This window comes from Pseudomonas sp. L13, from assembly GCF_009935965.1.
GTDB classification, from domain to species: domain Bacteria; phylum Pseudomonadota; class Gammaproteobacteria; order Pseudomonadales; family Pseudomonadaceae; genus Aquipseudomonas; species Aquipseudomonas lactis.
On record NZ_QODJ01000046.1, the window covers coordinates 40623 to 52357 of the forward strand.

General features: G+C 60.4%; 12 protein-coding genes. 6 read left to right on the forward strand and 6 right to left on the reverse strand.

Translation table 11 applies throughout. From position 1 onward, the window contains the following. Window positions 1-9 precede the first annotated feature (9 nt). The 3 genes from scpB (at window position 10) to rluB (ending at window position 2590) form a co-directional block, all read left to right on the forward strand. Complete coding sequence (gene scpB, locus DK871_RS20870) at window positions 10-930, forward strand: SMC-Scp complex subunit ScpB (RefSeq protein ID WP_161906452.1); 921 nt, start codon at window positions 10-12, stop codon at window positions 928-930. A gap of 121 nt (window positions 931-1051) precedes the next feature. After that, window positions 1052-1243 carry a DUF1289 domain-containing protein gene (locus tag DK871_RS20875; protein WP_034128540.1) on the forward strand — a complete coding sequence of 64 codons (192 nt, stop codon included), beginning with the start codon at window positions 1052-1054 and terminating at the stop codon, window positions 1241-1243. Between the two features lie 144 nt (window positions 1244-1387). After that, entirely contained in the window at window positions 1388-2590 is a 1203-nt protein-coding gene (gene rluB / locus DK871_RS20880; protein ID WP_161906453.1) for a 23S rRNA pseudouridine(2605) synthase RluB, read from the forward strand. Window positions 2591-2697: 107 nt separating this feature from the next. Here rluB and DK871_RS20885 read toward each other — a convergent pair whose 3' ends face one another. Further along, window positions 2698-3657, reverse strand: a complete 960-nt coding sequence (locus DK871_RS20885) for a leucyl aminopeptidase (RefSeq protein ID WP_161906454.1) — start codon at window positions 3655-3657, stop codon at window positions 2698-2700. Window positions 3658-3730: 73 nt separating this feature from the next. After that, window positions 3731-3868, reverse strand: coding sequence for a hypothetical protein (locus DK871_RS28665; RefSeq protein ID WP_003175756.1), 138 nt, complete (start codon window positions 3866-3868; stop codon window positions 3731-3733). Window positions 3869-4515: 647 nt separating this feature from the next. Between DK871_RS28665 and DK871_RS20890 the strand changes: the two genes are divergently transcribed. Both DK871_RS20890 and arfB read left to right on the forward strand, forming a co-directional pair. Next, a complete protein-coding gene (locus DK871_RS20890; RefSeq protein ID WP_161906455.1) occupies window positions 4516-5934 on the forward strand; it encodes an amino acid permease in 1419 nt (472 codons plus the stop codon). Window positions 5935-6139: 205 nt separating this feature from the next. Then, the gene (arfB, locus tag DK871_RS20895) at window positions 6140-6553 is read left to right on the forward strand and encodes an alternative ribosome rescue aminoacyl-tRNA hydrolase ArfB (RefSeq protein WP_161906456.1); all 414 of its coding nucleotides are present in this window, start codon (window positions 6140-6142) and stop codon (window positions 6551-6553) included. Here arfB and DK871_RS20900 read toward each other — a convergent pair. From DK871_RS20900 to DK871_RS20910, 3 genes are all read right to left on the reverse strand, one after another. Next, a complete protein-coding gene (locus DK871_RS20900) occupies window positions 6550-7746 on the reverse strand; it encodes an MFS transporter (protein WP_047711654.1) in 1197 nt (398 codons plus the stop codon). The genes arfB and DK871_RS20900 overlap by 4 nt on opposite strands. A gap of 103 nt (window positions 7747-7849) precedes the next feature. Continuing rightward, entirely contained in the window at window positions 7850-8032 is a 183-nt protein-coding gene (locus DK871_RS20905; RefSeq protein WP_161906457.1) for a hypothetical protein, read from the reverse strand. A 447-nt stretch (window positions 8033-8479) separates the two neighbouring features. Then, window positions 8480-8791, reverse strand: coding sequence for a DUF962 domain-containing protein (locus tag DK871_RS20910; RefSeq protein WP_161906461.1), 312 nt, complete (start codon window positions 8789-8791; stop codon window positions 8480-8482). A gap of 160 nt (window positions 8792-8951) precedes the next feature. On the opposite strand from DK871_RS20910, the gene DK871_RS20915 reads away from it, so the two are divergent. Continuing rightward, window positions 8952-10010 (forward strand): AraC family transcriptional regulator, encoded by a 1059-nt coding sequence (locus DK871_RS20915; protein WP_161906458.1) that lies wholly within the window; start codon window positions 8952-8954, stop codon window positions 10008-10010. On the opposite strand, the gene DK871_RS20920 is transcribed toward DK871_RS20915, so the two are convergent. Continuing rightward, entirely contained in the window at window positions 9967-11421 is a 1455-nt protein-coding gene (locus tag DK871_RS20920) for a TrkH family potassium uptake protein (protein WP_161906459.1), read from the reverse strand. The genes DK871_RS20915 and DK871_RS20920 overlap by 44 nt on opposite strands. Window positions 11422-11735: the final 314 nt, after the last annotated feature.

Sequence of the window (11735 nt, forward strand, 5' to 3'; positions counted from 1 at the left end):
GCTGAATCGATGAATCTGACTGAACCCCGCGAACTGGCCCCTTTGCTGGAGGCCTTTCTCCTGGCCTCGGGTAAACCGCAATCTTTGGAGCGCCTGTTCGAGCTTTTTGAAGAAGCCGAACGCCCGGAGCCGCCGGTCTTCAAGAAGGCCTTGGAGATCCTGCGCAAGTCCTGCGAGGGCCGTGCCTTTGAACTGCGCGAAGTGGCGTCGGGTTACCGCCTGCAGATCCGTGAGAAGTTTTCGCCGTGGGTCGGGCGTTTGTGGGAAGAACGCCCGCAGCGCTACTCCCGGGCGATGCTGGAGACCATGGCGCTGATCGCCTATCGCCAGCCCATCACCCGCGGCGAGATCGAGGACGTGCGTGGCGTGGCGGTCAACAGCCATATCGTCAAGACCCTGCTGGAGCGCGAGTGGATCCGCATCGTCGGCTACCGCGACGTGCCGGGCAAACCGGCCATGTTCGCCACCACCAAGGTATTCCTCGATCACTTCAACCTGAAAAACCTCGACGATTTGCCGCCCCTGGCCGAACTGCGGGAAATGGAAGCCGAGCCGGTGCTCGACTTCGACGACGCGCCGGTGCCGCAAAGCCTGCAGGAACTGGCCGACGCCAGCGCCGAACCGGAGGAACCGAAGGACGAGACCAGTTTCCACACGCTGTTGCTGGAGCTGGACGACATGGAGCAGGGCATCAAGACCGACTTCGACGATTTGCTGCGTGATGGTGCGGCGGAGTCGCAAACCCAGGTGAACGTTGAATCCGAGCCTGAGGTCCAAATCGAGGAAGATATTCTCGGCGTGGCCGAGGCCCGGGAAAAACTCCTGGCCGCTGTTGCTGCTCTTGAACAGCCGCCCCTGAGCGACGAAGAAGACGAAGCTCGGGCGCTGGCTGAAGCCATCGAAAACGAACGCCGCCAACTCGAAGACTGACCGACTTCTCACCGCATAACCCATGTGGGAGCTGGCTTGCCTGCGATGCAGACACCTCGGTCCTTCAGATGCAAGGAGGGGATGCCATCGCAGGCAAGCCAGCTCCCACAGAGGATCGACCATGAGTGCTATGAAAGACCCGTGCATCAGCATCTGCAAATTCAACGACGACATCTGCGTCGGCTGTGGCCGCAGCAAGCGTGAAATCCGCGCCTGGAAGAAACTCGACAAAGCCGACAAGCGCACGGTGTTGGCCGAAGCCGAGCTGCGATTGCTGGCCCTGGGGGCCACCGGTCGGCGGAAAAGCAAATGAGCTGGGCGTTATCGGCTAGTCTGTGATGCGCAACACGCGCCATGCGCGTATGATTCGCGACCCCTTGCCGACCTATTCGGCCAAGGCCCCGCTTTCAATACCCTTCAGGCCACGCCTGAATCGACCCACCGGGAGGTGCTTACGATGAATGACCAAGACCAGAAAGACCAGGAAATCGGCCCAGCAGGCGAAAAACTGCAAAAGGTGCTGGCGCGTATCGGCGTGGGCTCGCGCCGCGACGTCGAAGCCTGGATCACTCAGAAGCGTATCAAGGTCAACGGCGTCGAGGCTACCCTCGGCCAGCGCGTCGACCTGCACGATGCAATCACTATTGATGGCAAGGTCATCAAGCGTGAAGAGGCCGCCGAATCGGTGCGCCGCGTGATCATGTACAACAAGCCCGACGGCGAGATCTGCACCCGTGACGACCCGGAAGGCCGTCCGACCGTGTTCGACAAGATGCCCAAGCCTAAAGAAGGCCGCTGGATCAACATCGGCCGTCTGGACATCAACACCACCGGCTTGCTGATGTTCACCACCGACGGTGAGTTGGCCAACCGCCTGATGCACCCGTCCTACGAGATGGACCGTGAATACGCCGTGCGTGTACGCGGTGAAGTCGATGACGAGATGATCGAACGCCTCAAGGCGGGCGTGGTGCTCGAAGACGGCCCGGCCAAGTTCACCGACATCAAGCAGGCGCCAGGTGGCGAAGGTTTCAACCACTGGTACCACTGCGTGGTGATGGAAGGCCGTAACCGTGAAGTGCGTCGCCTGTGGGAGTCCCAGGGCCTGGTGGTCAGCCGCCTCAAGCGCGTGCGTTTCGGTCCGGTGTTCCTGAACTCCGACCTGCCGATGGGCCGCTGGCGCGAAATGAGCCAGTACGAGGTCGACATCCTCAGCGCCGAAGTGGGCCTGGCGCCGGTTGCCATGCCGCAGATGAACGCCAAGAGCAAAGACAAGCTTGAGCGTATGCAGCGTAAATCGTCGCGCCCGGTGCCACGTACCGAACGTGTTACCCGCACCCTGCGCCCTGCGTTGGATGCACCGGCCACCGGCGGCCGTATCTCGCGTCAGCCGCACATTGAAGGCGAGCGTCGCCCCACCGCGCCATCGCGTCAGGAAGGCGAGCGTGCGCCACGTACGCCGCGCCCTGCGCCGGCGGGTGGTCGCAGCAACCGTGGTGAGGATCGCCCGGCCGATAACGCCAGCACCAAGCGCCCAGCCAAGCCAGCGGCGAACAAGCGCCCTGGCCCGAAATTGGTAGCCGATGAGCCGTCGGGCAAGCGCCGTGGCGCACCGGCCGGTTCCGGCCAGCGCCCTGGTTTTGGTCGCAAGAAGCCTTAAGAGCAGCGGCAAGTTTTTAGCTTCAAGCTGCAAGAGAAAAGCGCCGGCCTTCACAGGTTGGCGCTTTTTTTTGCTTGAAGCTTTCAGCTCGCGACTTGTAGCTGGCCCTAAAACGCAAATCGACCATCGAAAACCGGTTTATCGTCCAGGGCCAAAGTCCCACTGGCGAAGATCAGGTCCAGGTGATGGCTGCCCTTCTGCCCGCCACCCAAGCCCAGGTGCAACCCGCAATGGCGCTCTTCAAACCCGGCATTGCGCGCATACAGGTCCTTGACCCCTTCATTGGTACCAATCCCCAACTCCTCCACACGACGGTTGGACGGGTTGGCATTCAGGTACTTGTTGAAATCATCCGCCAGCCCCGGCACATCACTGGCCACGCTGCAAACGGTGGAGTTTTCGATCCATAACTCCAGCGGCGATTGCAGCACGCCGTATTTGCGCGCAAAGGGGATGGTGCTGAGGAAGGTGCCGACAAACCGCACCTGGCCGTTGATGGCTTCGCTGTGGGTGGCGATTTCGCCGGGGGCCAGGTCGTGGTTGCCGACGCCGTTGATATTGGTCCACTTCTTGATGCTGCTCATCGGCGTTTCCAGGCGCGAACCGTGCTTGTCAGTAAAGCTCAGCACGTTGGCCTGGGCCATGCGCCGGATCAGCGTGGCGTTGAGGTCGGCGATGCGTTGGGGCTCGACGCTGAAGGTGTCGTAGAAATAGTCGCCGTAATCCTTGAACAGCAGGGATTTTTTCCAGTGCTCGGCCATCACATCTTGCAGGGCGCGGATAAAGTCCGGGCCTTCGGCGCGTGGGTTGGGCAGCGTGGAGGAATCATAGAGAAACAGGTACAGGTCGCAGGTTTGAATGGCCTGGGCCAGGGTGTCGCTGGGCGCCAGGTCCAGGCGTTGCAGTTGGAAGTTGAAGCGGGCGGCGCTGCCGTGGGTGATCGCCTGGGCAATGGCGTCATAGCGCTCGGTATGGCCCAGCAACACGGTAGGGCGGTTCAGGCCGTTGAGGGCCGGGTGGTGCGCAAGGTAGTAGAGAAAGTGTTCGACGGCGCGGGCCTTGTCCATGACGGGTGTCCTTCTGTGCCTTGGGTAAGGGGGCAGGCGCCGTGCACAGCGCCTGCCGGATGCCTGCCGGGTATTAGAAAGGCCACATCGCGGTGCCAAAAGGCACAACGGCATCGGCTTGCATCATTTCAACGGCGGCCTCATGGGTCGGCGCTTCAAACCAATCGTCGAGTTGCAGTTCGGTTTCCAGGTCGTTTTCCAGTGCTTGCATGGTGTATCTCCTAGAGGACGTTGATTGAGAACGGCTCACCCACGGGCTTCGTGGGCAAGTGCAAAGAACCTAGAAGAGAGTGTTTCGAAATGCAAAAAATTTATTGACACGGTTTCATTTGGATTTTTTCTTCTGTTTTTTGGCGATTTTTTTTATTTAGGCAAAACAGTGAATTGGCTGAAGCGATTCTTCAGACGTTGCCTACTGACAGAATTCCGTTGAAGCCTGCCAAAGTCTGGCTGTAACGTAGATTTTCCGGGGTGTAACGACAGATTTACGCAACTGCCCTGGCTTTGTTGGACGTTGCGCTGATGTAAGCATTAGCTGACAGAATCGGCTGTGCACTTTCCCGGTGCGTGCCGAAGCTGTCGAGCGGTGTACAATGCGCCGCGTTTTACTGTGACGCCCCTTGCGTACCCACGCAAAAGGCCAAGACCTCAGGGTTTGATCCCCCTGATCACTCCGCCTGGCCACGAGCCGGACGGGTTCGATTTCGTCACAGATAAAAACAAACAGGTGACGCATGACCATTAGAAAGACGCTGTACTCCTGGTGCCTGCGCTGGGGTTTGAGCGGCGCTGCTTGAGTCGGTAATTCACGGCAGCAACCTGCATTCACCTCTTCAAACCTTGCGTGAGACCCTTTTCATGAGTGGACCCCATTCTTCTTCAGGCGAGCTGAAACGCGGCCTGAAAAACCGGCATATCCAGTTGATCGCCCTCGGTGGCGCCATCGGCACCGGCCTGTTCCTGGGCTCGGCCGGGGTGCTCAAATCCGCCGGCCCGTCGATGATCCTGGGCTATGCCATCTGCGGCTTTATCGCCTTCATGATCATGCGCCAGCTTGGCGAAATGATTGTCGAGGAGCCGGTTGCCGGCTCTTTCAGCCACTTCGCCCACAAGTACTGGGGCGGTTTCGCCGGCTTTTTGTCGGGCTGGAACTGCTGGATTCTGTACATTCTGGTGGGTATGTCGGAGTTGACGGCCGTCGGCAAGTACGTGCACTACTGGTGGCCCGAGATCCCGACCTGGGTCTCGGCGGCGGCGTTCTTCGTGCTGATCAACGCGATCAACCTGGCCAACGTCAAAGTCTTCGGTGAGGCCGAGTTCTGGTTTGCCATCATCAAGGTGGTGGCGATCGTCGGCATGATTGCCCTGGGCAGCTACCTGCTGGTCAGCGGCAGCGGCGGCCCGCAAGCCTCGGTCAGCAACCTGTGGGAGCATGGGGGGTTCTTCCCCCATGGCGTCGGCGGCTTGGTGATGGCCATGGCGATCATCATGTTCTCCTTTGGCGGCCTGGAAATGCTCGGCTTTACCGCTGCCGAAGCCGACCAGCCACGTACCGTGATCCCCAAGGCGATCAATCAGGTGATCTACCGCATCCTGATTTTCTACATCGGTGCCTTGGTGGTACTGCTGTCGCTCACCCCGTGGGACAGCCTCTTGGCGACCCTCAACGCCTCCGGCGATGCGTACAGCGGTAGCCCGTTCGTGCAGGTGTTCTCGATGCTGGGCAGTAACACCGCCGCGCATATCCTCAACTTCGTGGTGCTGACGGCCGCGCTGTCGGTGTACAACAGCGGCACCTACTGCAACAGCCGCATGCTCTTGGGCATGGCCGAGCAAGGCGATGCGCCCAAGGCCCTGGCGAAGATCGACAAGCGCGGCGTGCCGGTGCGTTCGATCCTGGCCTCGGCGGCGATCACCCTGGTGGCGGTGTTGATGAACTACCTGATGCCCCATGACGCGCTGGAACTGTTGATGTCGCTGGTGGTGGCCACGTTGGTGATCAACTGGGCGATGATCAGCTTCTCCCACTTCAAATTCCGCCAGCACATGAATCGCACCGGCCAGGTGCCGTTGTTCAAGGCGTTGTGGTACCCGTATGGCAACATCATCTGTGTAGCGTTTGTGGTGTTTATTTTGGGCACCATGTTGATGATTCCGGGCATTGACCGCTCGGTGTACGCGATCCCGGTGTGGGTTGCGTTCATGGGTGTGTGTTATTGGGTCAAGAACAAGCGTGCGCAGCAGTCCGTCGCAGTCCAAGCATTGACGGCGAAGTAAGGCCGTATACTGCGCTAAATGTGGGAGCGGGCTTGTGTGGGAGCTGGCTTGCCTGCGATAGCATCACCGCGGTGTACCTGTTACACCTCGGTGCCTGCATCGCGGGCAAGCCCGACTCCCACACAAGCCCGCTCCCACATTTTTTTGACCGCGTGCGGCTTGCAGCGCGTATCGTTAAGCCCTTCTGTCAAGGCCCACATTTTCCATGCTGGTGATTTCCAACAAGGTACACTTGCCCGATGCCGAGATCGAGCTGACCGCTATTCGTGCCCAAGGTGCAGGTGGGCAGAACGTCAATAAAGTGTCGAGTGCGGTGCACCTGCGGTTTGATATCCCGGCGTCGTCGTTGCCGGAGTTCTACAAGGAGCGCCTGCTGGCGCTGCGTGACAGCCGGATCACCAGCGAAGGCGTGCTGGTGCTCAAGGCCCAGCAATATCGCACCCAGGAGCAGAACCGCGCCGATGCGCTGGAGCGCTTGGTGGAGTTGATCCAGAGCGCCACCAAGGTCGAGAAAAAGCGCCGTCCGACCAAGCCTACCCTGGGCTCGAAGAAACGCCGCCTGGAGTCCAAGACCAAGCGCGGCAGCATCAAGGCCGGGCGCGGCAAGGTCGACTTCTAGGCATCGCGTGTTTCGCGGGCCTTGGGTGCCTGGCGGTACAGGTAGACGCTCAGCAGCAAACCGGCGAAAGCGGCGAGGGCGGCGAACAGGAAGATCGAGGCAAAGCCAAAACCTGCCGCCACGGCGCCCGCCAGCGGCCCGGTGATGCCCAGGGACAAGTCGATAAACAGCGAATAGGCGCCTACCGCCGAGCCACGGCTGGAAGCCGGCACCAGGTTGACCGCCTCTACCCCCAACGCTGGGAACACCAGGGAAAAGCCGAAACCGCTCAACGCCGCACCCGCTAACGCCAGCTGGGCATCCGGCGCCAGCCACAGCAACAGCAGTCCTAGCACTTCCACCGACAGGCAAGCGATGGCGACGCGAAACCCGCCAATGCGGTTGATCAAATTACCAAACAGCAAGCGCGCGCCGATAAAGCTGGCACCGAACAGGCTCAAGGCCCACACCGCGTTATCCCAGTGCTGGGTGCTGTAATACAGCGTGATAAAGGTGGCGATGGTGCCAAAGCCGATAGAGCCCAATGCCAGCGCGCAACCATGGGGGAGCACGCGGCCCAGCACATTCATGAACGGCAAACGGATGCCGGGGACAATCGGCGCGGCTTGTTTTTTCCAGGCCAACAACACACCCAGCACGGCCAACAGAATGATGCTGACGCCCATGCTCCACAGTCCCAACTGGCTGACCAGCAGCACCCCCAACGGCGCACCGACTGCCAGCGCGCCGTAGCTGGCGATGCCGTTCCAGGAAATAACCTTGGCCGTGTTCGCCGCGCCGACACGGCCAATGCCCCAGCCAATCGCGCCCGAACCCACCAGGCTTTCAGCGCTGCCCAGCACCAGCCGCCCGATCAGCAGACAGCCGAGGCTGAAGGCCGGCAGGCTGGAAAACCACGCCGCCAGTAACATGAACACGCCGCTCAAACCGCAGCCCACCAGGCCGATCAGCACGGCGCGCTTGCTGCCCAGGTTGTCGATGATCTTGCCGGCATAGGGGCGGCTCAGCAGGGTTGCCAGGTATTGCACGCTGATTACCAGCCCGGCGATGACGGCGCCATAGCCAAGCTGGCTATGCACATAACCGGGCAATACGGCCAGGGGGATGCCGATATTCAAGTAGCCGATGAAGGTAAACAGCACGATGGAAACAACTTGCAGCGTGACCGCCATGGGGCGCTGGGTATCTGGCATGGGAGAGATCCACTGTCGCAGCAGGTAAAGATAGGCTGCTAATGATACCGGCGCGCAGGCCGGGCAGGGCGGCAAAAATGTAAAACGTCAGAACTAAAGCCGATCAAACTTGGGCGGGGGCCAGCAATTGGGTGGTCACCAGGGCCGCCAGGGCGTTTTCCTGAGTGCCAAAGCGCTTGAGCAGTGCCGCTTGCTTGTCGGCACTGAGGCGGTTCCAGACTTCGACCATCTGCAAGGCAGCGTCGAGTACAGCGGCGTCCGGCGTGTCGGAAGGGGAAGTGGTCATAGTGAAGGTCTCGGATGATTCAGGCAGTGTGGAAAGCGCTCAAAGGCGCGCTTTCCACTCGGTCTGGTACGGCGTCAGTCCCGGCTTTCGCGCTCGACTGGTTTTGCTTCTTTGGCCTCAGGCTGCTTGTCGCTGGCCTGCTGCGGTGTTGGCTGCTCAGTTGGGTGCAGGCTTGGGAAGGGGAGATTAGGTATCTCGTGCATCGTGGTCGCTCCTCGCAAGGTCTGTTTTTTCAATCGCAGGTGATTCCGCGCTCTCAAAAAGCCTTGGCAGGATACAGCACCGTAAATGACAAAAAGACTTTTATCTCGCCTGTCTCGCCCATTTTTCTCTTAAAAGACTGTAGGCGCGAGCTTGCTCGCGAAAAGCGTCAACGATAACGCAGTGCGTCAGGTAGCCAGCGGTGTCTGTGGGGGCTTCGCGAGCGAGCTCGCTCCTACAAGGGATTTAGAACGGCACCTTGCCGAGGATCATGTCGCGGTACATCACAAAATCCCCAAGCAAGCTGTAAAACGGGTGCTGAAAGGTGGCGGGGCGGTTCTTTTCGAAGAAGAAGTGGCCTATCCAGGCAAAGCTGTAGCCCGCGAGCGGCAAGGCCAGCAGCAGGGCCAATGAGCCTCTGCCGATGGCGTACGCGAGAATGCCGATTACCAGGGTGGTGCCGATAAAGTGCAGGCGTCGACAGGTGCTGTTGCCATGTTCGCTCAGGTAGTACGGGTAGAACTCGGCAAAACTGTTGAATTTCTTGATGTTTTCCACGGTCACCGGCCCTCTGGTTGTTGTGCCGCCAACGGGTGCGCGGCGGGGAGCTTATTTGAGTCTAGAGTGAACAGTGCTAACAGCCAGTGACAATAGATGCCACTTTAGTATCCTTGGCTTCCTGGCTGCCGTTTGAGCCTGCTTTCAATAAGAAGACGCCATGAGCGAACGAACAACTTCTGCAAGCTGGGCGATGGGCATCGTCAAGGCGCTGGAAATGGATGGCCTGGATTGCAGGGCCTTGTTCAAGCAGTTGGGCCTGGATTATGCGTCCCTCACTGACCCCGATGCGCGCTTCCCGCAAGACGCCATGACCCGCCTGTGGCAACGCGCGGTGGAGGTGTCGGGCAACCCGGCGATTGGCCTGAACATGGGCAAGGTGGTGCGGCCTGCCTCGTTTCATGTTGCCGGTTATGCGTTGATGTCCAGCAACACCCTGGCCGAAGGCTTTATGCGCTTGGTGCGCTACCAGCGCATCATCGCCGAAAGCGCTGACTTGAGTTTCCGACTTTTACCCGAAGGCTATGCGTTGATTCTGACGGTGCATGGCGATCACCTGCCGCCCACCCGCCAAAGCGCCGAGGCTTCGCTGGCCAGCGCGTTGGCCCTGTGCGGCTGGCTCACCGGGCGCACCCTGCAACCGCGCAAAGTGCTGCTGCAAGGCGAGCAGCCGGCGGACTTGGCGCCCTACCAACACGCCTTCCACGCGCCTTTGCAATTCAATGCACCTTATGACGCACTGATTTTCGAGCAGGCCGACATGGAGGCGCCGCTGCCCACAGCCAATGAAGCCATGGCGCTGTTGCATGATCGCTTTGCCGGTGAATACCTGGCGCGTTTTTCCGAAAGCCGCGTGACCCACAAGGCGCGTCAGGTGCTGTGCCGCCTGCTGCCTCAGGGCGAACCCAAGCGCGAAGCGGTGGCCCAGACGTTGCACCTGTCCCAGCGCACCTTGCAGCGGCGGCTGCAGGAGGAGGGCACCAGCTTCCAGGCCTTGCTCGATGACACCCGGCGCGAACTGGCCGAGCAGTACCTGGCACAACCCAACATGACCTTGCTGGAAATCGCCTACCTGCTGGGGTTTGCCGACCCGAGTAATTTTTTCCGCGCCTTTCGCCGCTGGTTCGATGCCACGCCCGGCGAATACCGGGCGCGGTTGCAGCAAATGTCGACCCTCAGTGACGCCAGAACGCCGGAATGCACAACACAAACACGGTAATGATCTCCAGACGCCCCAGCAACATGCCCAGGGACAGGATCCACTTGGCGGCATCCGGCAGGGTGGCGAAGTTGCCGGCCGGGCCGATGGTTTCGCCCAGGCCGGGGCCCACGCCGGATACAGTACTGGCGGCGCCGGTCAACGCGGTCATCCAGTCCACGCCCAGCAGTGACAGCGCCAGGGCGATCATGCAGATGGTGATGGCGAAGAAAAACGAAAAGGTCAGGATCGAGCGCACGATTTCTTCATCGAGGCGATGGCCGTTGTACTTCTGCTTGATCACCGCGCGCGGATGAATCAACTGATTCAAGTTGGCCTTGAGCAGGATGTACGCCACCTGGAAACGGAAGATCTTGATACCGCCGGCGGTGGAGCCCGAGCAGCCGCCGATAAAGCCCAGGTAGAAAAACAGCATCAGTGAGAAGTTGCCCCACAGGCTGTAATCCCCCAGTGCAAAGCCGGTGGTGGTTACCACCGATGTCACGTTCAGCGCCACATGGCGCAAGGCATCGAGCCAATGCAGGTCGGTGGTCCACCAGTACCAGGTGCCAAGTACCAGCCAGGTCACCAGCAGCAGGCCGAGCAAGCCTTGCACTTGCTGGTCCTTGATCAACGCCCGACGGTTGCCGCGCAACGTGGCCACATACAGGGCGAACGGCAAGCTGCCCAGGATCATCACCACCACCGCGACCCAGTGCACCGCTGGTTGTTTCCAGTGGGCCAGGGACTCGTCCGAGGTAGAAAACCCGCCCGTGGAGATTGCCGACATCGCATGGTTGATCGCATCGAACACGCCCATTCCGGCCCACCAGAAGGCCAGGCTGCCGAAGATGGTGATGCCCACATACGCCGCCACGATCAGGCGCGCCACCATGTGCGAGCGAGGCATGACCTTTTCCGAGCGGTCCGAGGATTCGGTCTGGAACAGACGCATGCCACCAATGCGCAGCAGCGGCAGGATCGCCACGGCCATGCCGATAAAGCCGATACCGCCGAGCCAGTGCAGCAGCGAACGCCACATCAAAATGCCCGGCGACATGCTGTCCAGGCCGCTCAACACGGTGGAGCCCGTGGCGGTGATGCCGGACATGCTTTCAAAGAACGAGTCGGTGTAGCTGATGTGCTGGGTCAGCAAAAAGGGCAGGGCGGCGAAGATGCACACCACTACCCAGCTGCTGACCGTGAGCAGGTACATGTCTCTGGGGCGCAGGTGCACATGCTCGGGGCGGCCAGGGATGACCAGCGCCAACCCGGCGATAAAGGTGATCAGGCTGGCCCACAGGAACGAGGGCAGGTCGCTGGTGCGTTCGAAGATCACCAGGGTCGCCATCGGGATCACCATGGCGACCGCAAGGGTGATCAGGAAGATGCCGATGATGAAACCGATGATACGCAGGGTCGGCAACGCCATGAAGTTCGCTCGGGTGATTGGGCAGAGGCGCCATTCTACCTGCGGTGCAGGTCTTGTAAACCAAGGGCTGCGGTGGCTTGGTGTCTACACAACTTCGCGGCGACGCTGAACCTGTGGCGAGGGAGCTTGCTCCCGTGACAACCTACCAACCGACGCAGATCTTCCTGACACACCACGATCCAACTGTGGGAGCTGGCTTGCCTGCGAAGGCGGCCTGGCAGTCAACACAGTTGGATTGCGTACATATCCATTGCTGCGGTAACGGCCACTTAGGGTTCCGCTCTGACAGCGGGTCACTTTTGGAAGGACCCAAA